Origin of the sequence: Bacillus sp. EU63 (genome assembly GCF_038592915.1) — a bacterium.
In the GTDB taxonomy this organism is placed as follows: Bacteria; Bacillota; Bacilli; order Bacillales; family Bacillaceae; genus Bacillus; species Bacillus velezensis.
This window is the reverse complement of the sequence record NZ_CP151944.1, coordinates 421,834-444,633: the sequence shown is the minus strand read 5'-3', so window position 1 is coordinate 444,633 and position 22,800 is coordinate 421,834. Positions and strand designations below refer to the sequence as shown.

The 22,800-nt window shown below is 47.5% G+C and carries 19 protein-coding genes and 1 pseudogene; 2 read left to right on the top strand and 18 right to left on the bottom strand.

The features are described 5' to 3' along the window. Nucleotides 1-99: 99 nt before the first annotated feature. The 7 genes and pseudogenes from NYE38_RS02215 to NYE38_RS02185 form a co-directional block, all read right to left on the bottom strand. Nucleotides 100-1,317 (bottom strand): annotated as a pseudogene (locus NYE38_RS02215) (cellulose biosynthesis cyclic di-GMP-binding regulatory protein BcsB); the annotation flags it as partial. Nucleotides 1,318-1,322: 5 nt separating this feature from the next. Then, nucleotides 1,323-2,585: a glycosyltransferase gene (locus NYE38_RS02210; RefSeq protein WP_017419244.1), complete on the bottom strand. Its 1,263-nt coding sequence runs from the start codon at nucleotides 2,583-2,585 to the stop codon at nucleotides 1,323-1,325. After that, nucleotides 2,578-4,305: a DUF2334 domain-containing protein gene (locus tag NYE38_RS02205; RefSeq protein ID WP_025649982.1), complete on the bottom strand. Its 1,728-nt coding sequence runs from the start codon at nucleotides 4,303-4,305 to the stop codon at nucleotides 2,578-2,580. The genes NYE38_RS02210 and NYE38_RS02205 overlap by 8 nt, the downstream gene beginning before the upstream one ends. Continuing rightward, entirely contained in the window at nucleotides 4,295-5,143 is an 849-nt protein-coding gene (locus NYE38_RS02200; protein WP_025649983.1) for a diguanylate cyclase, read from the bottom strand. The genes NYE38_RS02205 and NYE38_RS02200 overlap by 11 nt, the downstream gene beginning before the upstream one ends. Next, on the bottom strand, nucleotides 5,124-6,209 hold the full coding sequence (locus tag NYE38_RS02195; RefSeq protein WP_017419246.1) for a hypothetical protein: 1,086 nt from the start codon (nucleotides 6,207-6,209) through the stop codon (nucleotides 5,124-5,126). The genes NYE38_RS02200 and NYE38_RS02195 overlap by 20 nt, the downstream gene beginning before the upstream one ends. A gap of 233 nt (nucleotides 6,210-6,442) precedes the next feature. Next, nucleotides 6,443-8,629, bottom strand: a complete 2,187-nt coding sequence (locus NYE38_RS02190) for a DNA topoisomerase III (protein ID WP_003156261.1) — start codon at nucleotides 8,627-8,629, stop codon at nucleotides 6,443-6,445. Nucleotides 8,630-8,692: 63 nt separating this feature from the next. Further along, nucleotides 8,693-9,127 carry an Lrp/AsnC family transcriptional regulator gene (locus NYE38_RS02185; RefSeq protein ID WP_007410180.1) on the bottom strand — a complete coding sequence of 145 codons (435 nt, stop codon included), beginning with the start codon at nucleotides 9,125-9,127 and terminating at the stop codon, nucleotides 8,693-8,695. A gap of 176 nt (nucleotides 9,128-9,303) precedes the next feature. Here NYE38_RS02185 and NYE38_RS02180 point away from each other — a divergent pair, with 176 nt between their 5' ends. Continuing rightward, nucleotides 9,304-9,594 (top strand): DUF3817 domain-containing protein, encoded by a 291-nt coding sequence (locus NYE38_RS02180; RefSeq protein ID WP_007410179.1) that lies wholly within the window; start codon nucleotides 9,304-9,306, stop codon nucleotides 9,592-9,594. Nucleotides 9,595-9,652: 58 nt separating this feature from the next. Here NYE38_RS02180 and NYE38_RS02175 read toward each other — a convergent pair. The 10 genes from NYE38_RS02175 to NYE38_RS02130 all read right to left on the bottom strand — a co-directional run bounded on the left by NYE38_RS02175 (nucleotide 9,653) and on the right by NYE38_RS02130 (nucleotide 22,044). Then, a protein-coding gene (locus NYE38_RS02175) for an IS3 family transposase (RefSeq protein ID WP_094246999.1) occupies nucleotides 9,653-10,803 on the bottom strand; the annotation gives its coding sequence in 2 pieces (ribosomal slippage) (nucleotides 9,653-10,530 and nucleotides 10,530-10,803; 1,152 coding nt in all). A 119-nt stretch (nucleotides 10,804-10,922) separates the two neighbouring features. After that, complete coding sequence (locus NYE38_RS02170; RefSeq protein WP_014416933.1) at nucleotides 10,923-11,732, bottom strand: lipid II flippase Amj family protein; 810 nt, start codon at nucleotides 11,730-11,732, stop codon at nucleotides 10,923-10,925. A gap of 497 nt (nucleotides 11,733-12,229) precedes the next feature. Then, nucleotides 12,230-12,652, bottom strand: coding sequence for a pyridoxamine 5'-phosphate oxidase family protein (locus tag NYE38_RS02165; protein WP_029974297.1), 423 nt, complete (start codon nucleotides 12,650-12,652; stop codon nucleotides 12,230-12,232). Nucleotides 12,653-12,658: 6 nt separating this feature from the next. Further along, nucleotides 12,659-13,282 carry a GNAT family protein gene (locus NYE38_RS02160; RefSeq protein ID WP_038456983.1) on the bottom strand — a complete coding sequence of 208 codons (624 nt, stop codon included), beginning with the start codon at nucleotides 13,280-13,282 and terminating at the stop codon, nucleotides 12,659-12,661. A gap of 86 nt (nucleotides 13,283-13,368) precedes the next feature. Continuing rightward, nucleotides 13,369-13,872: a D-lyxose/D-mannose family sugar isomerase gene (locus NYE38_RS02155; protein WP_014304360.1), complete on the bottom strand. Its 504-nt coding sequence runs from the start codon at nucleotides 13,870-13,872 to the stop codon at nucleotides 13,369-13,371. Between the two features lie 12 nt (nucleotides 13,873-13,884). Then, a complete protein-coding gene (locus tag NYE38_RS02150; protein WP_176283122.1) occupies nucleotides 13,885-14,745 on the bottom strand; it encodes an SDR family oxidoreductase in 861 nt (286 codons plus the stop codon). 158 nt (nucleotides 14,746-14,903) lie between these two features. Next, on the bottom strand, nucleotides 14,904-16,418 hold the full coding sequence (locus tag NYE38_RS02145; RefSeq protein WP_260654796.1) for a class I adenylate-forming enzyme family protein: 1,515 nt from the start codon (nucleotides 16,416-16,418) through the stop codon (nucleotides 14,904-14,906). A 222-nt stretch (nucleotides 16,419-16,640) separates the two neighbouring features. Beyond that, entirely contained in the window at nucleotides 16,641-18,725 is a 2,085-nt protein-coding gene (locus tag NYE38_RS02140) for a transcription antiterminator (RefSeq protein ID WP_340801335.1), read from the bottom strand. A 299-nt stretch (nucleotides 18,726-19,024) separates the two neighbouring features. Then, nucleotides 19,025-19,927: an aldo/keto reductase family oxidoreductase gene (locus NYE38_RS02135; RefSeq protein WP_038456976.1), complete on the bottom strand. Its 903-nt coding sequence runs from the start codon at nucleotides 19,925-19,927 to the stop codon at nucleotides 19,025-19,027. A 113-nt stretch (nucleotides 19,928-20,040) separates the two neighbouring features. Further along, nucleotides 20,041-22,044: a penicillin-binding transpeptidase domain-containing protein gene (locus tag NYE38_RS02130; protein ID WP_017419254.1), complete on the bottom strand. Its 2,004-nt coding sequence runs from the start codon at nucleotides 22,042-22,044 to the stop codon at nucleotides 20,041-20,043. A 156-nt stretch (nucleotides 22,045-22,200) separates the two neighbouring features. On the opposite strand from NYE38_RS02130, the gene NYE38_RS02125 reads away from it, so the two are divergent. After that, on the top strand, nucleotides 22,201-22,521 hold the full coding sequence (locus tag NYE38_RS02125; protein WP_017419255.1) for an antibiotic biosynthesis monooxygenase: 321 nt from the start codon (nucleotides 22,201-22,203) through the stop codon (nucleotides 22,519-22,521). Here NYE38_RS02125 and NYE38_RS02120 read toward each other — a convergent pair. Then, nucleotides 22,492-22,737 (bottom strand): YczI family protein, encoded by a 246-nt coding sequence (locus NYE38_RS02120; protein WP_003156283.1) that lies wholly within the window; start codon nucleotides 22,735-22,737, stop codon nucleotides 22,492-22,494. The genes NYE38_RS02125 and NYE38_RS02120 overlap by 30 nt on opposite strands. Nucleotides 22,738-22,800 lie beyond the last annotated feature (63 nt).

The following is a 22,800-nucleotide window of genomic DNA, read 5'->3' as shown; positions in this document are numbered from 1 at the left end:
GACGGCTTTTACCACGTCTCAATCCCGATTGATCCGAAGCTTTTGCGAAGCAGCAGGTACATTGATCTGCAATTTGTCACATCAGGCTTGAAACATAACAACCGCATTCGGCTGTCCGTTGACCATGACGTTCAGCTCCGCTCTCTCGGCGTCATTTGCTGAATCCGCCTTCGTCCGGATCGATTCCGACGTTTTTAATGTAAGTGAAAGCTTGACCTTACCGTCTTTATCAACAGCGGCCGCCGCAGGGTAAAAGAAGTGCTCTGACGCCGTTTTGTTTGATCCGACCGTTACATTTCCCGCGCCGGAGTCCTCTAATGTCAGTTTATTGCCTGTCTTTTCCGCAGCGGGCTGAAGGCGGCCGATTGTCAAAGTATCTCCGCCCAGCTGAGCTGAATAAGCGCTGTCTGTGATGACGCGGATTTTATCCGCCAGCGTTTTGTCTGATTGCGCCGTGACAAACAGGACGGGCTGCCGTTTGTCCCCTGATGTCAGAACCCGTTCAGCGAGAAGAAGTTTGTTGTCTTCCGCTTTGATGTTCCCCTGTTCGAAAAGTTCTTTTATTTTCCCGTTCCAATGTTGATCAGCGCCGATGACAATTGACGGATTGCTGATTTTGCCGGCGTCGGATTCTTTTACATAGGATACCTTCAGCCTGCTGTCTGCCGTTTTCAGAAATGCTTCTGTTTTGACTGCGGCTTCAGCTTCCGCCGAGGTCGGTTTGTCAGGAAGAATAATATCGGTTTCTTCACCCGTATTGCCTGATTGGGCAAACGGATACGGGAAATGGCCGAGATCCGCTCCCTTTGACTTGCTTGCTTCTGAAAGTACAAGCCGGCTGTCCGGATAAATTTTTATCCAGTTGCCTGACGTATCCTGCCTGACGCAGACGCCCTCTTTTAATACGCCGTAAAATCGTAATGATACATTGTGATAGCCTTGGGCGGATTGGCTTTTGCTGAGATTGAGCTTCACCGTTTTCCGCTTGGAACTGCCGTCAAGCTTTATGGATTTGACGGGTTCATCATCAATGGCGATGGTTAAAGAAGACGGGGCAATTAATAAGTTTGACGCCTCGTAATCAATCAGAAGCGACTGATCGGCATTCGAAGCTCCCGCAGGAATCTGATAGGTCAGCTCTGCGCTGTCTTTCGCCCCGTACAGTGTCATCAGATCGCCAGTCAGCGCCTGCTGCTCTTTTGCGCCGGCGCTTGTTCCGAGGGCGGAACCGTCCGTTTTCAGTTCCCGGGCCGCGGCCGCCTGCCCGTTATACATCAATAGCAAAAGGCCAGTTATCAATATGATCGCTTTTTTCAAAAAGGTCACCCGCTTTTATTTTGATTGTATCGCTCCGTTTTGTACCACTTGACTTCCTGCTTGAACAAGCGGTGCTTGATCTCTGTGAATAATGACCAGATGACGAGCACGATCCAAGCCTGAGAGTATGTAAAGTACATCAGAAATACGATAAAGAAGTTTTGTTTGTTCATTTCTGTTTTTTCAATGCTTAAAGTAATCATGACCTCAGTCATAAACAGGAAAAAGGCCAGTATCCACAAAATCATCGCCAAAAACCCGACTGCCAGATGCAGGTCGTAAAAAAGATTGATGATAAAAATCGTGTTTGACATGATCACACCGAAGAAAAACAAAAAATACGTAAAAAAGAAATAAAACAGATCGAAGATGATCCGCTTGCGTTTCAGCTTGAAAAATTGGGATAAAAACTTGAGAACGACGTATTGGTTGCCGCGCGCCCATCTTGTCCGCTGACGCCACCAGACCTTCCATGTCTCAGGCTCCTGCTCCCATGTCACGGCCGCCGGGAAAAAGCGGATATGGTAGCCGAGATTATACACGCGGATGGTCAGCTCGGTATCCTCCGCCAGCGCCTTATCATCCCAGCCGCCGAGCTGTTCGATAATGCTCCGCCTGATCGCGAAGTTCGTCCCCGGGATGGTGGCGATTTTGAACCATTTCCATCTGCCGCCCTGCGCCATCCACTGAAAGCAGATGGTTTCAATATTGATAAACTTCGTCAGGATCGTTTTGGCCGCGTTGATGACACGGAATTTCCCGACAACCGCTCCCGCTTTCTCATCATTCATCAGACCGAGAACCAGGTAGTACACCGCCATTTTTTCCGGCGTATTGTCCGCATCATACACGCAGATCACGTCTCCGTTCGATTCCGCGAACCCTGAGTTCAGCGCCGAAGATTTCCCTTTTCCGGCGTTAGGGGGCTTTGTGATGACCATTTTAATGAAGTCATACTGACGGGAAAATTCATTGACGATGTCTCCCGTCCGGTCGGAGGAATTATCATTAACGACGATGATCTCAAGCCTGTCTTTCGGATAATACAGGTTCACCATCGCCTTCAGCGTCTGCCTGATGACGACCTCCTCATTATGCGCGGGAATGAGCACGCTGACCTTCGGGAGCTCCCCCATCTTTGCGCGCCATTTCGGAATGTTCCGTTCGAAGGTCATATAATGCCTGAATCCGCCCTGCATCAGAAACATGTGATAGAGAAGCATCACCCATATTAAACTTAATGAGATAAAAAACAGAATGTTACTCAAGGCTCCTTCTCTCCTTAAAGATTCGTTTTTTTAATGTGGCGCGCAAATAAAGAACGTAGCAGGCGAACATGATGATAAACAATAACACCACGCCGGAGAGAATCCAAAGCGCTTTTTCCAGAGGCGTCTGCTGATGATGATTGAAAAAGGCCGTTATCGGATGAATCTTGTTTTCCACATGAATGGTTCCGTCCCCGTCCGTTTTGATCCTGACGCTGTCCGACGTTACCGTTTGCTTCGTTTTCTTCAGATCGAGCCACTCGCCGCCGGGAATCCGCTCCATCTGATTGACGAGCTCGGGGAGGTATTTCATGCCGAGATACGGATGGTAGAAACCGCCCGCCACTCCGCCGCCGAAATCAATCATCTGCGAAATATGATTCTCCATATCTCCGAGCGGATTTTCCTTTGAGTTATCGGCATAACCGATTGTTTCAGGGTACAGCGTCATCCCGTCCAGCATAGCCGGCTTTGAGACGAACGGAGGGGCGCCCGAGGTTTTCCACGTCGTGCCGCTGAGCTGCACTTGTCCGAAAATGCTGGAGAAATAAGAAGATGCGATTTTGTAGCCTTCTTCAGACATCGTATAGTGCGGCGCTTCGAATGACAGCGGGTAAAGGCCGAGCTCTGTCAGATCGTCAATCGCCTGCTCCAGCTTCGTTCTCGTGTAGATGTTTTCTTTTTCACGGAAAGGCTTCACATACGCCCGGTACGCTTTTTCATTCGGAAAATCCTGTTCCTTTTCAAGCTTGACCGGAGTATCATCCGCATTTTCTGACGTAATCGGCTGATCCGCTTTGGCATCCCAAAATTCAAAGCCTTCTCCCGTTTCGCTGTATCGGTATGCGTGCGTGTAGCCGTGAATAATGATGCTGCCGCCCATTTGCTGAAGTTTTTTCAGGACACTTACCATTTTCGGCTTGTCCGCCAGGTATACTTTTTCTCCGTTTTCCGGATTGAGATAGACCGGAATGACCGCCAGAATAAACGGAATGTGTCTTTTATGCAGGTAAGAGCCCGCTTCGTAAAGCAATGTTTCATCTGACATTGGACTGATGTCTTCAAGCCGCAAATAAAGGAGGGTGCCGCCCGCTGATTCTCCGAAAGCGCTGCGCAGCGCTTTCGCCGTCAGAAACGAATCATTTAACAGGCTCGTCACACCGAAATAATAGTCAGAGCGCGCCGTTTTCCACATAAAAGGGCGGGTGCCGCCGTCACCGGACCGGTATGTATAAAGGGGCTTTCCTTTTACTCCCGATACGCCGAGCACGGACATTCCTTTTTCAAGCGGCATGTCTGTTTTTTCTTTCTTGCTGTAAATGCGGTATACCGTTTCTTTCTCTGTCAGGGACAAACCCGCAAATTGGCGGAACTGTCCGGCGTTATAGCCGATGCTGATAAGCTGCTGCGGCATACTGCTGATCAGTGACACAAATGATGTGCTGAGCTTTTTTTTCGTGACGCCGTAATAGATGACGCGCCGATTCTTTTTGAGGTCCGCGGCTGTGATGTCTCCGTCGCTTTTCACGGTGACGGCTGATGAGAAATGGCCCGCGGTCAGATCAAGCATTTTGACCTCAGCGGTTTCTTTGCCGTCCGTGCTTGTATAAATAATGAGAATGCCGTCCTTTTTGTCTTTTGCTTCCGCCGTAAGGGGAACATAAACCGCCGAAATCATGAAGAGCGCCGAGAGTAAGAGACGTATCCATTTAGAGTTCATTCATCATCATCTCGTTTTCCAGTTCATTTAAAAATTGCTCGGCCGTTTGTAAATCCTTTCGGTACGCCAAGTAACATACACGGAAGGTGATGGAGACGTATTTACCGTTTTGCAGCCGGTACGTATCCAATTCCTTTTTCAGCTTCGCCAGAACGGCCGGCATGTTTTTTTCAGGCGTATGGGTCAGCACGATGCCGAACCGTTCAGCGGACGGCCTGAATTTTTTGTCTGTTTCCCGAACGCTTGACCGGATTTGGCGGCTGATAAATGCCAGCAGGCGGTCGGTCTCTTTTTCTCCGTAGAGGGATTTGAATTCCTTGAAATAATGCATGTGCAGCAGCAAAAAGACGAAGGAATTGCCGTAGCGTTCCGCCCGCTTGATTTCCTCAGAAAGCTCCAGCTTCATCCGCAGATGGTTGTCAAAGCCGGTCACCCTGTCGACGGCGACAAAGCTCGTAATCTCTTCACGCAGCTGTTTCACTGAGCGCTCAAGCCCCTTCGCCAACTCGTGAATCCTTCCCGCTATGTAAGAAAAGAGCAGCAGCGCAATCCCCCAAATGACCAGCACCTGCAGACTTTCGGCACCGGCAGACGCCATAAAGCCCCCGGTCTGAAACCACAGGAGCAGGCTGCCGAGAACAAATAAGACGAGTAAGGTGATGACGAGCGCGTAGATTGCCCCGAACCATATGCCGGCTCCCGTGACAAGCAATGTGATGCAGGTTATCAGAAGCCCTGCGGATTGCTGAGACGCATAGTAAATAAAAAAAGACAGCAGCACCAGCATAACTGCTGTGTAGCTGCACAGTTTTTGTGATTCATTGAATGATATTTTCATTAAACAATTTCCTTTCAGCCAGAAGCGGCAGCAGGTTATCGAAAGAATGTGTATCGCCCCCGCTCATATAGCCGCCGTAATCAGGTTTCAGCGTGTCCAGTGTTTCAAATGAAGTCATTCTTTCATAAAGCGGCTTGATGACAGCCGGATCAGCTTTTTGTTCTGCTAAAAAAAGAACGGCCAGGGCGTAAACGGACGGTGATTCGTATTGAACCGCCGGCTCCTTCGTGTCTGCGATGTACCGTCCGTACAGCTGTCCGCGCGACTTCCATTCTTCTATGATCCATTTTGACAGCGCGGCGGCTTTGTCATCGCCCCGCTTCAGATTCACGGCGGCGTACAGCTGGTCGATGACATTCACTTCGCTGTCATATTTGTATTCCTTTGTTTCAGTATTGAACGATTTCGGCAGAAAACCATTTTTCAGGGGCGCAAGATTGAGAACATCAAGGTTCCGGTTTTCCGTTTTCTCATCGATAATCCCCTTTTCTCTGAGCATCTGTAAGGCGCCGGGGTCGACATAGGACAACGTCACGGTCTTTGATGCGGCATTTGAAGCGGCATCATAATAATCCGTAAAATACCCGTCATTCGTATTGTATTTTTCCAGCGCCTTCCCGATCTGCACCGCTGTTTTCCCGTATTCACTGTTACCCCACAGGGTTCCGGCCTCATTCAGACAGTTCATAATTCTGAAATCGTCAATTAAGGCATTGGTGCCGCTCGCTTTATTCCCGTCAATCTTCCACGACACAAGCCCGTTTTTCGTCAGAAACGAATCGGTGAGAAGCTGATATTGCGCTTGAAACTGCCGTTCATCTTTCCTGTTCAGCAAAAATGCCATCCATAGTCCGAGAGACTCAGATAAATATTCCGGCTCACCGGATATGTTCGTCCGGATCATCCCCCGCCCGTTCATCAATTTATGATAAATAAAATGCTCTGCGGGCTGAAGCGGTCCGGACGATTCGGCCGCCGCCTGTTTTTCAGTGCCGGCCTCCGCGCACCCCGCCGTCAGAACAATCGAAATCAAAAGGATCATCAGACGAAAAACGAATTGCTTCACAGTCTATCCTCCTATTTTACAAATCCTTTTTTAGACCCATATCTTATTTTTTCACAAAGTATTTTTACTATATAGGAAACGATAAAAGAATACTAGCATTTTTTCACATTGGGAAATTTTAAATGGGAGCACCGCCTGCTCACCTTTTCCCTCTTCACATGGATCGTATTCCCATTACAGTAAAAAACACAACAAAAGACAGCATTTCGTTACAAATGCTGCCTTTCTCTGATTTATTTATCCAGGCCGAGTTTTTTCAGCTGTTCTGCCAGCGCGTTGTTCATCGGCTCCTCTTTGTTTTGGCTTTTCATATAAGAGTTGATGTCCCGCTTGGATGCGCGTCCGGATTTATCTTTCGCCTTGCGCTTTTCAAAGACGGACAGTTTCTCCCGGTGGCCGCATACACATGCGAAGGTTTGGCCTTCACCCTGGCCGCGAAGCTCCATTTTCTTATGACAGTTCGGACAGCGGGCGTTTGTTTTTCTTGCCAGCGTTTTCCGGCTGCCGCACTCACGATCCTGACATACGAGCATCGTGCCGCGTTTGCCGTTGACTTTAAGCATCATTTTGCCGCAATCAGGGCAGGCGGTGCCTGAAATGTTGTCATGTCTGAAAGTTTGGCTGCTGTTTTTGATTTCCTTCACCGTTTTGCCCGCATATGTTTTCATGTCTTTAATGAACACGGCGGATTTCAGTTTGCCCGCTGCGATGGCGGAGAGCTTTTGCTCCCACTCAGCGGTTAAGGCCGGCGATTTTAAATCTTCCGGGACGAGCTGTAAGAGCTGCTTCCCTTTTGACGTAATGAAAATATCTTTTTCTTTTTTCTCGATTAAGAAACTGTTGAACAGTTTTTCAATGATATCAGCGCGGGTGGCGACTGTTCCGAGTCCGCCGGTTTCACCCAATGTTTTCACTAGGTTCTTCTCTTCTCCCTGCATAAAGGCGCTTGGGTTCTCCATTGCGGATAACAGCGTGCCTTCATTAAAGCGCGCCGGCGGTTTCGTCTGTCCGCTCGTTTCTTTCAATGATGAGACAGTGAGGCGCTGACCCTGCTGAAGATCCGGGAGCGTCTGGTCTTTGTCTTCCTCATGATCGTCGTCATCCTCGTACATATCATACACGGCTTTCCAGCCAGGCGATTGAACCGTTTTCCCTTTTGCGGTAAATGTTTCGCCGCCGATATCGGCTGTAACCTTTGTTTCTTCGTATTCGAACGCCGGCATTAACACGGCGAGAAAACGTTTGGCAATCAGATCGTAAAGTTTTCGTTCTTTGTCGCTGAGGCTTGAAAGGATCAGCGGCTCCTCTGTCGGAATGATGGCATGGTGATCCGATACTTTCGCATCATTGACGAATCCTTTATGCGCTTTGACGCCCCGCTTCAGTATTTGATTGACGTACTGTGCGTACGGCTTAACTTCCATGCCGTTTAAACGGTCTTTTAAAGTCGGCACGATGTCTGCGGAAAGGAATCTGGAATCTGTCCGCGGGTAAGTGACAAGCTTATGCTGTTCATACAGCTTTTGAAGCACGGACAGCGTCTCTTTTGCGGAGAAACCGAAGCGCTTATGAGCGTCCCGCTGCAATTCCGTCAAGTCGTAAAGACCGGGAGCGAAGCTTTTCTTCGCCGTTTTTTTCAATTCTGAAATGACTGCCGGCTTTCCTTGCAGATCTTTTGCCAAACGGCCGGTCACCGTCTGATCGAATGTTCTTGTCTGCTTTGTTTTTTTATCCTGCCATGTCAGCGTCATCTGATCAGCCGCCGCGCGGAGACCGTAATAAGGAACGGGTTTGAACGCCTGAATATCCGCTTCACGCTTGGCGATCATCGCCAGTGTCGGAGTCTGGACGCGTCCGCATGACAGCTGCGCGTTAAATTTCGTCGTCAGGGCGCGGGTCGCATTGATGCCGACGATCCAATCCGCTTCCGCTCTGGCAACCGCGGAATGATACAGGTTTTCGTACTCTTTGCCGCTGCGGAGCTTCTGGAATCCTTCTTTAATCGCCTTATCTGTCACAGAAGAAATCCACAGCCGCTTAATCGGTTTGCGGACGTTTGCCTTTTCGATAATCCAGCGGGCCACAAGCTCCCCTTCCCGTCCTGCGTCTGTAGCGATTACGATCTGGCTGACGTCTTTCCGGACAAGCTGAGCTTTGACCGCATTGAACTGTTTTCCTGTTTTTTTAATGACGACGAGCTTTAAAGGCTCAGGAATAATCGGCAGATCCTCAAGCCGCCATGATTGAAATTCTTTGCCGTATCCTTCAGGGTCAGCGAGCGTTACCAGATGTCCGAGCGCCCATGTGACGATGTAGCGGTCGCCTTCAAGATATCCGTTTCCTTTTTTATGACACTTCAGCACGCGGGCCAAGTCCCGGCCGACTGAAGGTTTTTCAGCTAATACAACTGTTTTTGACATGCTTTTCACTTCTCTTTCTTTCACAATCATCCTGTTATTATAACAGACTTCCTCACGCTCTCTCTAATCGAGGACGTTTTTTGTGTCAATTTCTGAGAAAATGACGTGGGTCACGGTTTGGGCATACGGAGAGGTGCGGTTAATGAAGTGTTCGATCGTTTCCAGGCTGTCCGCGTTCATCTTCAGCATATAACACGCCGCGCCGGCGACCCGAAAACAAAATTCAATGTTGGGAATGGATTGAATGTAGGTTTTGAATTGATCGTATTTTCCGTTTTTTACCGTCGCTTCGACAATGCAGGAAACGGGAAGTCCGATCTTTTTTTGATCAATGTCCAATGTATAGCGTTTAATAACGCCGAAGGATTCAAGCTGTCTGACACGCTCTGTGACGGACGGGGCTGACAATTTGATTTTTCTGCCAAGCTCCCGCATGGACAGGCGGCTGTCCCGCTGCAGCTCTTTAATGATGCTCAGATCCACATTATCTAGTTTCATGACTGTAGTCCTTCCTTACCCTTTTGGCTATATTATCAAGAGAAATCCGAAAAATGACAAGAACAACAGGCTGAATTAATGAAGGTTTTTTTAGGAACAGACGCGAAATGGTCATATTAGGACTGCCCTTTGCTTATAGTATAGAGGAAAAAAGATGTCCGACAGGAGGGAGCTGTATGTTACACACGCCGATCGGCAGACTTCGCACGATGGGGTTTATTGAAGGAATGTCGCTTTTGGTGCTGCTGTTTATCGCAATGCCGCTGAAGTATTGGGCTCATCATCCGCTCGCCGTCACCATTGCCGGTTCCATTCACGGCGGTTTGTTTATCATTTATCTGGCGGTGCTGGCGTATGCGGCGTTCACTGTCAAATGGCATGTGAAATGGTCAGCCGCCGGTTTTATCGCGGCCTTTATTCCGTTCGGTAATTTTATTTATGATCGCGGCCTGAGACATTATCAATAAAAAAGCTCCTCTTCTGCGGGACTGCCCCCCGTTTTTGAGACAGGGGTCAAAACACCTTTTAAACAGCCAATTGCCGATAGTTTATCGGTGATTGGTTGTTTAGTTTGGTTTGAATACGAATATTGTTATAATAATGAATGTATTCTATGACAGTGCGTTCTACGATGGCAGTCGTAGTTCGATCAATGCTGTTAAGATAGAACGTTTCAGACTTTAGCGAGGAATGAAACGATTCGATGGAGGCATTATCAGCGGGCGTCCCTTTGCGGGACATGCTCATGGTAATGCCTTTTGTTTTAACAGCTTTTTGATACTCGTAAGATGTATACACAGAACCTTGGTCACTATGTAACACGCAGTTCTCAGGCAGCATTGGTAGCTGATCAAGTGTGTCTAAGACAAAGGCTGTGTCCTGCTTATCCCCAATAGTAAAAGCAATCACTTCTCCATTGTATAAATCTAATATACTGGAAAGGTACAATTGTTTCTGTCCATAAGGCAAATATGTGATGTCCGTTACTAGTTTTTCAAGAGGACGATCAGACTGAAAGTTCCGATCCAATATATTATCGACCACGGCATATGGCTGCCCATCCTTCTTGCGCTTTTTCACCTTAACCCGACACTGCCATTGATTTTTCTGCATAATACGTTGAACCGTTTTATGGTTAATACACATTCTCTTTTTTAGTATGGCTGTGATTTTTCGATATCCATATCGATACTTGTGCTCTCGGCACAACGTGCCGATTTGTTTTTCCAAATGGCGCTTGGGATGATCCTTCATCAGATTCTTCTTCCAACGATAATAAGACGCTCGAGAGATACCTAAATGAATACAGATATCCTGTACGGTCATTGTGCTGTGCAATATTTCTACAAGTTCGACTGACGTTTCGCTATCAACTTCCTTTCCAATTCGTTGTACTTTTTTAAAACTTCATTCTGTTGTCTCAGGTAACGAATCTCTGCCTGCAGTTTCTCTAAATCGGAAGAATACTCCGGACCTTTTCCGTAAGTGTATTGCTTTCCAACAGGCTGTTCGAATCGATGTGTATCACCAGCCTTATACCATCTAACCCATGTCTGAACCTGTGTCTTATTCTTAATATTCAACTCCTGCAGGATCTCTTTCATAGGTACGCCTGCCAATCTCATTTCTACAGCCTTCTGTTTCACTTCAACCGGATAACTCACTCTTGTCCCCATAGAAAAAACACCTCCAAGTCTAATTTCGGCTAACAATCATCCGTATTCAAACTTGAAGGTGTTTTTATTTGTCTCATCTTATGGGGTCAGTCCCTCTGCAGAGGAGCTTTTTTCATGCGTTACATCCATTTCGTCACCCAGGCGATATAATAAGCGCCGGGGATGAATACGAGCTGGGCGAGAAGCGTGCCCGCGACCCTTGATGTGACCATCGTCAATGATGTCCATTTTAAGGAGACGTAGCTGCGCTTGCCCTTCGCCACATCGTCTGCCAGTACGGAAACTTTCGGATCAACAAACACAGCCAACAGCATAGTCGCAACTCCGTTGATTAAGCCTGATGCCATCACGGCCGTCGTGCTGTGCTCAGGCGCCAGAAGGCCGGCGTACAGAGCGGACAGAACACCGATCGTGTAAATAGACGTAATGACCATATTAATGACAAACAAGCGTTTCGGGATCATTCGGAATTGAAGCCCCTTTAAATAGGAGACTGACGGCAGTCTGATATAAGAACGCGCATGCTTCAGCCCGTTCAGTGAAAATCCTTTTTTAAATACCTGCATAACGGAGCCTCCTCCGTCCGCCAAGTGTATAATCGCCCTGGTGAATAACGCGACGAATGTCGGCAAAAGACAGATGCCGAGTATCGTTCCGACCGTGGAGCCGAATATTAAAAATCGAAACTGGGCGCCCACAAGAGACAGGGCGTTTGATCCGGCGGCATCAATCAGATGTCCGGTAAACGGCTGCTGAACCATGTTTGACATGCGCGACACGATGACCATGACATTAAATAATGACAGCGCGGACGCGATAAAACCGACTCTCGCGCCGGAAAGGCGTGTTGCATAGGCAAGCGTTTCAATCGAATGTATCAGCAGCAGAAAACAGAAGATAAACAGTACTTGTGAAGTAATAACGTGCAATGTATGATTCCTCCAAATCTTTTCTACTGATTAGACTCTGCAGACTGCGGCGAGGTTTCGGCCGGTTACATAAAAAAACCGCCCGGATGCCCGGCGCGGTTTTGTCTTATTCTTTTCTTACGCAAATAAATAATATATGGTTGCCCGCCTTAGCCCGCGGGTGATTCGTATTAACAGTTCCGATAGAATCATTCTTCGAAAGTAAACACCATGGAAGTTCTTGAACACAAGACAACGAAAGCCCTACCTCTCAATCGTCACTGCGGCTCCGAAGCCGCGCCGGTGTGAATTGTAAAACAAAAAGTCTTTTTTCCATCTCTTCGTTAGGGGCGAATGTCAGAAGGAAAAGAATAAGCCCAGCTTTTTTTCAAGCTGTCCGTTGAAGCCTGAAGCTTCTATATCAAAACAGAAAAAAGAAGTTTACTTTCTTTTTTATTTGCATGTTGTCACTTAGCAATTAAGTATAACAGATTGCCCCTGAATGATCAAATGATTTATTAAAGTTCCAGCTCGGCCGGCGTTTTTTCACCCGCGTTCATGAGCTTGATCTGCTTCGGTTCAATTTCAAGAATCACCATGTTCGGATCGTCTTTTCCGTCAAACCAGCGTTCCAGTTTCGGATCCCACAGCTTTTCTTTTAAATCGGCTGAGTTGTTCAGTTTGGCGGTTCCGGCCACTTCCACATAAGCGTCACCGAATCCTTCGCAGTCATACCCTAACAGAATATGAACATTCGGATTGTTTTCAATTTCTTCCGCTTTATGAGTGTCTTTGCTCGTCGGCGTGTAAATCGTTAAGCCGTCATGGAAAAATGTCATGTAGCGTGAATGCGGTTTGCCTTGCTCTACCGTCGCAAGCGAACCGACTTTATGATGATCCAGTACTTCAAGCACTTTTTCTTTGATTTCATTTTGATTCATGAAGAATCACTCCTTTTTAACGTCTCCGCTGTTACTTTTCCACATTGGGGAGACATTTAAACCAAGAAATGTGCTCTTCTGCCGATCTTCGCTCCATTCCCGCTTCAGCATGCTGTAGTTCACCGTGTCATGATAGGCGCCCTGTACGAAAATGCCTTCTCTCGTCAGTCCTTCTTTCTGAAATCCGAGCCGTTCCGCCACCGCCCTGCTTTTCGTGTTTTTTTCAGCCGCGCTGATCATGATGCGGTTCAGCCCGAGGTCCTGAAATGCATGGGTGATGACCGCCCGGCAGCTTGCGGTGATGATGCCGAATCCTTCATGCTCTCGATCCAGCCAGTAGCCGATCTCTGCTTTTTGATTGACTGGATCGGCATTATGGATGCTGATCATGCCGCAAAACCGGCCCTTCACAAAAATTCCGGCGTCAAACCCATTCTCTTCCGCGTATTTATAGCGCCATTCAGGGATGATCACATCTCGGTACGTATCAATATCAGCCAGTTCTTCCGCCCAGCTGAGCCATTCGCTGAGATGGTTTTGATTTCGCTTCATAACAGAATACAATTCGTCCGTATCTTCTTTGGCAAGCAATCTGATCGTCAGATGTTCCCGGATTTGACAGGAAAACACGACCGCACCTTCTTTCCTTTATTAGCCATTATACAGGTAAATTCATTTTTTTCCATACAAAAAAGATGAGGCGTGCAGCCTCATCCTTAAATGCGCGGGTCGGTGAAAACATCGTGATCATCCGTGCTTGTCGATGACATTTCCGTAACGACCGCCCCTTCTTCTCCCGCTTGAAACCAATGCTTCGTATCCGGCGGAATGGTGTATTGTCCGCCTGGCTCAAGCACAATCTCATGCCAGACGGTGTAGTATTCCTTGTCTTCTTCCGGCGGGAGGACGCTTGGGTTCTCTGTCTTTTCGCCTTCCACGTAGAGATACACCTTCCCCCAGCGACAGCGGAATGTCTCTTGTTTTCCCTTCTCGCCGCCGACCGGCGGATGGCGGTGTTCCGGACACGTCTGGCGCGGGAAGAGCACCAATTCTTTCGAACAGTAGCGGTCGGTATTCACGTAAATAAACAGCTGAAGCCCGGTTTCCTCAAGCTTGCCTAGACCGTAATCCATGATTTGAATGTCTTCGACTTCATCATCAGTCAGAACGATTCCCGCTTTTTGATAGTATGCATTCACGTCATGCTTCGATATCGTCATCGGTCTGCCTCCTTATGTGGTCACAAATCTGCCGCCGTTGACATGCAGCGTCTGTCCGGTCATATAAGAGGATTCGTCTGAGGCCAAGAGCACATAGCATCCGACATGCTCAACAGGCTGGCCTGCCCGGCCCATCGGCGTATCCTGACCGAAGGAAGCGACCGTTTCTTCTGAGAATGTCGCCGGGATAAGCGGTGTCCAGATCGGCCCCGGCGCCACGGCGTTGACACGGATACCATCGTTGACGAGCGCTTGCGCCATGGATCTCGTAAAACCGTTAATCGCGCCTTTCGTAGCCGTGTAGTCAATCAGCTGCGGATTGCCTGTGTAAGGATTAATGGATGTCGTATTGATGATCGCGCTGCCCGGCTTCATGTAATCAATCGCTTTTTTAGTCAAATAAAATTGTGAGTAAAAGTTTGTCTTAAAGGTTCTGTGAAGCTGCTCGCTTGTGATGTCTTTAATGCTTTCTTTCGGATGCTGTTCCGCGGCGTTATTCACGAGAATATCAAGACGCCCGAATTCTTCAACCGTTTTTTCAACGGATTCATTGCAAAAGTCTTCCTCACCGACATCGCCGGGGATTAACAGACATTTTACGCCTTCTTCTTCCACTCGTTTTTTTGTATCTTCCGCATCACCGTGTTCATCAAAATAGACGATCGCGACATTTGCGCCTTCCTTCGCGTAAGCAACCGCAACGGCGCGTCCGATACCGCTGTCGCCCCCTGTAATGAGCGCGGTTTTCCCTTTTAATTTGTCAGCGCCTTTATATTCTTTGTATTCGTAAACAGGCGCCGGATTCATTTCGTTTTCAATGCCCGGCTGGCGGTTTTGTGATTCCGCCGGGAATTCCTTCGGATAGTTTTCCATGTCAAGTTCCTCCTTCTTGTTCGATCTCATATTTCTTGTCTACCTCTGCTGTCTTCCGGATAAACATGATTGAGACAGTTCAAAATGTTTTCGGAGTAAAATGTTTCACATGGAACGCAAGAAAAAAAACCCGGCTGGCAGCCGGGTTTTAGTTTCAATTATGAACGTACCGCTTGTTTGCGGAGCACGTCTTTTCTCACTTTTCCAAGGTTGTTTTTCGGAAGTTCGCTGACGAACTCAATTTCCGGAATTTTAAAGGCGGCAAGACGTTCTTGAAGGAAACGGGTCACTTCTTCTTCTGTCAGGCCTTCTCTGCCGTTTGTCACGATGAACGCTTTCGGCTTTTCGCCGTAAAGCGGATCAGGGATACCGACAACCGCTGTTTCGAGAATTCCCGGCACTTGCTGAATGACTTCTTCAATCTGGTCAGGATAAATATTATCGCCGCCGTAGATGATGACATCTTTATAACGTCCGGTGATAAAGATAAATCCGTCTTCATCCACATAGCCGGAATCGCCGGTATGGAACCAGCCGTCTTTCAGCACTTTTCGTGTCGCTTCTTCGTTACCTTCGTAGCCTTTGAATAAAAACGGACTTGTCACAACGACTTCTCCAATTGAGCCTTGCGGAAGGACTTCACCTGTTTCCGGATCTACAACGCGGACGTCCACTTCTTCCATCGGTTTACCTGCGGAAGCGGCTTTATCCATTCCCATTTGCGGATTCCAAGAGCTGATGCCCCACGCTTCCGTGCTTCCGTATCCGTGCATGAGCGGGATGCCGATGTCGAGATACTGCTGGATCAGGCTGCTTGGCACCTTTGTGCCTCCCGTCATCATATAAACGATAGAAGACATGTCAGTCTGGTGCGTTTCCCATGCTTTCAGCAGGTATGTGAAATAGACTGGCAGCGCCATGATGGTTTGAATTTTTTCTTTTTCGATGAGCTTCAAGTTTTCCACAGGGTCCTGATTGTCTGTCATAATGAATGTCGTTCCGCTCATCGTGCCGACCATCTGGCAGATAATCGCGCTCGTATGGTAATTCGGATGGCATGCTAAGAAGCGGACATGCTGCATTCTCCCCGTGTAAGCCAATGTCGCGTTTACGTAGTTGTATATACCGCCGTGAGTGATCATGCAGCGTTTCGGATTGCCGGTTGTGCCTGAGGTAAACATCAGCAATGCCGTATCGTTTTCAGACACCGTTTCGACATCCGGTGTATCACCGGAGCCTGTCAATAAAGCGTCAAACTCAGGCGTTGTCTCCGCAGCTGTTCCTGTTACGACCTTCAGTTTAAGAGAAGATGCAAGCGCAGGAAGCACTTCTTCCATGATCTCTTTAAATTCAGTGCTGTAAAAAACAGCTTTCGGTTCACAGGCTGCTAAAATGCCTTTCATTTCGTAAGGTGTTAATTGCCAGCTGACCGGCACAACCACCGCGCCGATTTCGAGTGCCGCAAACATGACAATGGATGCCGCGTGGCCGTTTTTGCAAAGCATCGCCACTCTGTCGCCTTTTTTTATTCCTTTATCAAGAAGCGCTTGTGCAAGCTGGTTGATTCGTTTTCGATATTCCGCGTAGGTCAGGGTATACGCACCGCTTTTTACAGCTTCGATCTCTTCGCTATTTGAAATGTCATGCAGAATCAGATGCTGTAATGTCTCCATATTTTCATCTCCCATAATGATAAATCACAAAAAAACTCTGTCAGATTTTCTTTCTCACGCAACCCATTTTAAACCAAAAAATATAACTTGTAAAACTATTTTGTTTTAGAACTATTCCATCAGTGAATGATACAATAGTCCCGTGTTTTTAGTTTCTTCCCTTCCCCTTACCCTCATACATGCACAAAAAAACACACCCCACATGAGGTGTGCGCTTCCTGTTTACCGCTGTCCTTTCTCCTGAATGAAATGATAAAACAGCTTGTTTAAACGTTTGTATAAATCGGCCTCATCCTCCGTCTGGAAGGCTTTTATACTGTCTTCAGACTCGATAATGGCCGAGCTGACCGCACTTAGTATTTCCGACCCTTCAGCGGGCATATCAGCCGGCGCCATCATCACCAAAGCGCGGCCGACGGTCAGGGAATTTCCGTCCATGCCTTTGACACTGCATGGAGCTGTCAAATCATAAATTTTGAAAAAAGGCGTGACAATTTCTTCATTTTTGAGATGGTACAGGGCCATCGCCGTTCCCGGAATGCCGAGTCCGCCCTGTCGTTCACGCTCAGCAAGGCGCTGTGCGGTTTTTTGGGCATTATGAACCAATCCTTCTTGCTCCAGCATGTCAAACATACGGTTCAAAAACAGCTCATACGCCGTGTTTGAATCAATGGATTTGATCGAAAAGTTCCGCAGCACGCTTTGGATAACCGCCGCGTAATGCGCCATACGGCCGGCCGCTTCCAGCATATCAGGCGTCTCCGGCTGCTTCTCTTCTCTTTTACCGTTTCTTTTTTTGTCAAGAATCAGCGGAATTTTTCTTTTGATGTACTGCTTGACCTGATCAGCGTCTTCTTCGTTTAAAAGCGGACTGACCATGACGTAATCAATGTTTTCATACGGGATCGGAACAGTGGATACGATCATGTCATACGCAGCGGTGTCTCGGTCCTTCAGTTCGATGAGGGAAGACATATCAAAGGAACGGATTTCCGGAAGCTCTTTTTTCAGCCTGGATGCGAGCATTTTGGACGACCCGATGCCGCTAGAACAGACGATCAGCGCTTTGATCTTCGCTTCTTCCCGTTTGATTTCCAGAGCGGAGCCGAAGTGAAGAACGATGAAAGCGATCTCATCATCAGAGAAAAGAAGCCCCGGAAAGAATTTTTCCATTCCTTCTTCTACGGCCATGTACAGCAGAAAGTAGTCGCGTTTAATTTGCTCGGTCATCGGGTTGTACATGTCGATATTTTCTTTTACCCGGTTGATCGCAGGCTCCAGATGGGCGATTAAACCGTCGTATAAAGAACCGTTTTCCGTCAGATCAATTTTAATTTTTTCAGAAATGAAGCCGATCAGCTGCTTCGTTTGCAAGGCCGTTTCAACCTCTATGTCTTCCGGTTTGAATTCCGTTTTGTATTTGCGGTTGGCGCTCCGCAAATGAATGGTGATATAACCGATCTCAGCTTCCGGAATTGAAACGCCGAACGCTTTTTCAAGCTCTTTTGCTATTTCCAGCGCAGAGCCGTACTCCTTCGTCTGCTGCAGCGCTTTTAGTTCCGAAGCCTCCATCGTGATGGTTTCTCCGAGCCTGATCCGGTCCATCGCAAAGGTTAAATGAACCGCAAGCGCCATGTATGAGCTGTCAGATAAGGCGATCGCGATTTTTTCCTTGAGCTGAATTAAGAGCCGGTCCATTTTCAAAAGTTCCGCTTTATTTACGACGCCGAACATTTTTTCAGCATCGTCCGGTTTTCCTTTAATATTCAATTCAACTGCTTCCAAAAAGCTTTGAATATCAAGGCGGTTGACGATGAGATTGCCGACGATTTTCCGTTTCGCATTTTCCGGCCCCGTCAGCTGAATGCCGAAGCCCCTTTTTCGGATCAGCGTCAAGCCGAAGGGCGCAATCCAAGTCTCCAGCTCATCCAGATCATAACTGATTGTCGCGTTTGTCACTTGCAATTCGTTCGCCAGACTGTAGAGCTTGATCGGCTCTTGCGACTCTAATAGAGAACATAGAATTAAAAGTTTCCGCTCCTCAGCGCTGTATTCATGCTGTTCATAGGACAGGTCTGACAGGAGTTTTTGTTTGTCCTCCGGGTTTCCTACCGCTTTCAGTCCTTTGCCGGGCTGTTTATCAAGTGCCAGACCGAATGATTCCATTATCGGTTTGATTGTTTTTAACTCGCGGTGAACGGTTCTTGTGCTGACTTGTAAAGCTTCTGCCAGTTCATGCACTGTCTCGTAACGGTTCTGCAGTAATAGATGTTTCATTAATTTTTGTTCTCTCGCTGTCATATACATGAAACGCGCCTCCAGATTTTCTAGTTGTGAGAAGTATGGCATATGGGGAGTGCTGCCGGGGAAAGTGGTGTAAATTATAATATAAAACGCTTTCAATGATTATTCAACCATTTTCAAATGGCAATTTGGCACTGGGCCGTGTGACAGTATTGAAAAAGAAAAATGTGTCAGATAATATGCCATGACGCTTGTTACTCTTGATCCGCACGGCTATACTTCAAAGTGACCTTACTTGTTTTTAGACATTGCACACCACATAAACAAACGCCCGGAAGATACCTTCCGGGCGTTTGTTCTGTTTATGGAATATCGCAGCCTTGGACACCGGTATAAATCCGGAACCACTGATCATGGCTGAGTTTGTATGCGGATGCACGCACCGCGGCGGAAATGCGGTTCTCTTTTCCGCTGCCGACAATCGGCATGATGTCTGCCGGGTGGGTGAACAGCCATGCGTACATGACTTCGTCAATGGAAGCGGCGCCGATTTCTTCCTGTACGGAACGAAGCGCGGCACGGATTCGGAGGTCCTTATCTGATTGTCCTGTAAAAACGCTCCCGCCCGCAAGCGGTGACCACGCCATCGGCGGAATGCGTTTTTCCTGACAGAAATCCAGCGTGCCGTCATGAATATTTTCCAGCTCGTACGCCGAGATTTCAATTTGGTTTGTGATGAGCGGATCATCCAAATAGGATTCGAGCATTCTGTACTGGTGCGCTTTAAAGTTCGATACCCCGAAATATCTGACCTTGCCCGAGCTTTTCAGCGCGTGAAACGCTTCAGCCACAGCCTCCGGGTCCATAAGCGGGTCCGGTCTGTGAATGAGCAGCACATCCAGATAATCCGTATTCAGATTCAAAAGCGACTGCTCCGCCGACGCTAAGATGTGAGACTTCGACGTATTATAATGATGCGACTTGTTTCCGGGCCGCTCCGGTGATTCAATGACAATCCCGCATTTTGTGACGATTTCGATTCGCTCCCTTATTGAAGGCGAAAGGGACAAAGCGCCGCCGAACAGCTTTTCACACGTATAACCGCCGTATATATCGGCATGGTCGAAGGTGGTGATGCCTTGGCTGATACACCATTCAATCAGATTCAGCAGCTCTCCGTCTGAAACATTCCATTCGTTCAGACGCCAAAGCCCGTGTATCACTCTTGAAAATTCCAGGTCTTCAGCCAATTGAATGCGCTGCATGTGAAATCCCCCTTTTTCTTAGAGCCTCTTGTATCTCTGTTTTCAGGAATTGCCCATGCTGTTTCATTCTGCTTCGGCGGCCGATTTTCCTTTCAGCCCGCAAAAATCGTCATTTAATGATTCTGAAACTGCTTTTTCGCTTTTTCAACGACGTAATGGCTTCCGCCGCGTTTTTTGACGTCTTGAATCATCATCGCGATCAAGAGGTCTTTCTTTTTATAATCGTAACCGACAAACCAGCCGTTTTCTTTGCCGTCTTTATCTTCTTTAGACGTTTTCAGCTCGGCTGTGCCGGTTTTTCCGGCTACGGTAATGCCGCTTACGGCCGGCTGATATGCAGAGCCGCGCGGATCTTCAACGACGCCTCTCAGCCCTTTTGTGATTTCTTCGGCATTGGCTTTCGACACCACTTGCTTATGCCAGATTTGCGGTGTTTTTTCTCCGTCTTTGATCAATGTCGGTTTGACGAGATTTCCGTCTGTTACAAATGCGGTATAGTCAGCCGCTAAGTGCAGAGGAGACATCAGCATCTGCCCCTGGCCGTAGCCCGTATCTCCGAGAAGGATCTCGGAATCAAGCTTGCCGTTAGCGATTGAGGACTTTTCAATCGGAAATTGGTACGGAATCTCTTCATCAAAGCCAAATGTTTTTAATCCTTTTGTAAACGCGTCCGCTCCGGCATCTATGGCATTTTGCGCAAAGTAGATGTTGTCCGATGTGATCAGCGCGTTTTCGAGATCCACTTCATTCAGGCGCTCTGATACGCGTGTGACATGGTAACCGCCCCAGCTCGAATCTTTCTGCCACTCTTTACCGGTGATTTTTTTCTTTTCCGACGCTTTCAATGTGCCGTTTGTCAGGCCGACTGCCGCGGCAATCGGTTTAATCGTTGATCCCGGCGCATAAAGTTTGTTGAATTTCGCTGAAAACGGATTGTTTTTATCTTCATTCAGCTTTTTCCATTCTTTGCCGCTCCAGCCGAAAATAAAGCCGTTCGGGTCATAAGACGGTGCGCTGACGAGCGCGAGGGTCTCTCCCGTTTGCGGTTCGAGGGCGACTGCCGCTCCGCTGTCGTCTTTCATAGAATCATACAGCTTCGTCTGCGTTTTCATGTCAATCGTTACATGAATATCCCGCCCGCTTTCGGCTTTCTTTTCAGCAATGACCTCACCTGTTTGCGGGACGTAAATTTTCCAGCCGGTCGTGCCGCGCAGCTTGTCTTCATATACATTTTCAAGGCCGGCGATGCCGATTTTGGAAGTATCGCTGTATTGGCCGTCTTTCGCTTTTTTCAGCTGCTCCGCTGTGATGGTTTTAATATAGCCGGTCAGATGGGCCGCTTTTTCGCCGTACGGATAGTAGCGGGAGCTGACCTTCGTTTTCGTCACGCCGTCTAGTGCGAGCAGGCTTTTGACCTTGCTTTCATCATCCGGTCTGATTTTTTGAATCGGGACATAGGAGTCGTCTTTTACCCAGCCCTGGTTCAGTTTGCTTTTGATATCGTCTTCAGAAAGGTCCAGTTTTTCAGACAGTTTTTTGATCACGCTGTCTTTATCCTTGCCGAGTTTTCCAGGGATAATGCCGATTTCCGGCACCTCAGTATTCACGGCGAGACCTTTTCCGTCTTTGTCGTAAATTTGTCCGCGCTTCGGTTCTTCATTTGCGATCTGCACGGTTTTGTCATCGGAAAGCTGTTTGAAAATAAAAGAAGGATTCCAGTCGATGTTCCATGATTCCCCATCGTCTGTTTTTTCTTTTTTCAGGACGGCCGTGTTTTCAAAAGCGACCTTCCCTGCTTTTGTATCCATGCTGACCTTATAATCGATGTGCTGGAGGTCATCTTTTTTCTTGTCGTCTTCGTCCTGTTTTTCGGCAGTGACTTTCAGATTTTTAACCCCTGCTTGTTCATAAATGGTTTCATATCGTTTTACAAAATCCTTTTTGGATAGTTTTTTCTTTTCATCCTGGGTGAGGCTTTGGTACATCTTATCGTAATGACCGCCGTTCCAGTCTTTTACGAAATCTTTCATTCTGTCTTCGGCCGATTCCGTTTTCGAGCAGCCGATCAAACCTATGATTCCTGCGAGTAAAAGTAATAGGTATAACCCTTTTTTCACTGTCTATTCCCCTGCCTTCCAACTGTTATTTTCTCCTAAACCAAATCAGGCTGGCAAGGATTTTTTTCTCATAGTGTTTAAAATTTTTTTGTTTTTCCTGCCGTCACGGGCCATATTCTTATACAATGTATCTATTAAAAAAAGGGGGAATTTCAGATGATCAGAGAAGCAGCCATGCTGTATGTAAAAGAAGGTCTTGAGGGGGAATTCGAAGAGGCATTCCGCCGGGCGGAGCCGATTATCGCGGGCATGAAAGGTTATCTGTCCCATTCCTTGTCCAAATGTATGGAAAAGACGCATAAATATTTGCTGCTTGTGGAATGGGAGACATTGGAAGATCATACAAAAGGCTTTCGCGGATCGCCGGATTATCAGGAATGGAAAGCCTTACTGCACCGTTTTTATTCACCATTTCCCGTTGTGGAGCATTTTGAGGATCTATCAGACTCAGATCGCGTGAAGCGTAAAACCGATTAAGGAGATCGACCATACAAAAACGGCGGTATAGATATTGAATTTCCCGGAACCGTCGTTTTCTTTCCGTTTTTCCTCCAGCCCCTGAATGAACATGACCGCACCGAGAAACACGAGCATAACCGGCTGTATGACAGAGGTATGTTCCGCATACGTAAATGCGGCGGCCGCAAGTATAATAATCAGCATCGCGAGTGACAGTTTTAAGGCGCGCAGCAAAGCAATCCATCCTTTCTGTTATCATTTTTTGAACACAATTCTATTTCTGTCTTTATCCCCCAT

What these genes read in the sequence shown, in the direction of transcription:
- NYE38_RS02205 (WP_025649982.1), bottom strand. Translation starts at nt 4,305, where the DNA reads ATGAACTCTAAATGGATACGTCTCTTACTCTCGGCGCTCTTCATGATT.
- NYE38_RS02200 (WP_025649983.1), bottom strand. Translation starts at nt 5,143, where the DNA reads ATGAAAATATCATTCAATGAATCACAAAAACTGTGCAGCTACACAGCA.
- NYE38_RS02190 (WP_003156261.1), bottom strand. Translation starts at nt 8,629, where the DNA reads ATGTCAAAAACAGTTGTATTAGCTGAAAAACCTTCAGTCGGCCGGGAC.
- NYE38_RS02185 (WP_007410180.1), bottom strand. Translation starts at nt 9,127, where the DNA reads ATGAAACTAGATAATGTGGATCTGAGCATCATTAAAGAGCTGCAGCGG.
- NYE38_RS02180 (WP_007410179.1), top strand. Translation starts at nt 9,304, where the DNA reads ATGTTACACACGCCGATCGGCAGACTTCGCACGATGGGGTTTATTGAA.
- NYE38_RS02165 (WP_029974297.1), bottom strand. Translation starts at nt 12,652, where the DNA reads ATGAATCAAAATGAAATCAAAGAAAAAGTGCTTGAAGTACTGGATCAT.
- NYE38_RS02155 (WP_014304360.1), bottom strand. Translation starts at nt 13,872, where the DNA reads ATGACGATATCGAAGCATGACGTGAATGCATACTATCAAAAAGCGGGA.
- NYE38_RS02150 (WP_176283122.1), bottom strand. Translation starts at nt 14,745, where the DNA reads ATGGAAAACTATCCGAAGGAATTCCCGGCGGAATCACAAAACCGCCAG.
- NYE38_RS02145 (WP_260654796.1), bottom strand. Translation starts at nt 16,418, where the DNA reads ATGGAGACATTACAGCATCTGATTCTGCATGACATTTCAAATAGCGAA.
- NYE38_RS02140 (WP_340801335.1), bottom strand. Translation starts at nt 18,725, where the DNA reads ATGTATATGACAGCGAGAGAACAAAAATTAATGAAACATCTATTACTG.
- NYE38_RS02135 (WP_038456976.1), bottom strand. Translation starts at nt 19,927, where the DNA reads ATGCAGCGCATTCAATTGGCTGAAGACCTGGAATTTTCAAGAGTGATA.
- NYE38_RS02125 (WP_017419255.1), top strand. Translation starts at nt 22,201, where the DNA reads ATGATCAGAGAAGCAGCCATGCTGTATGTAAAAGAAGGTCTTGAGGGG.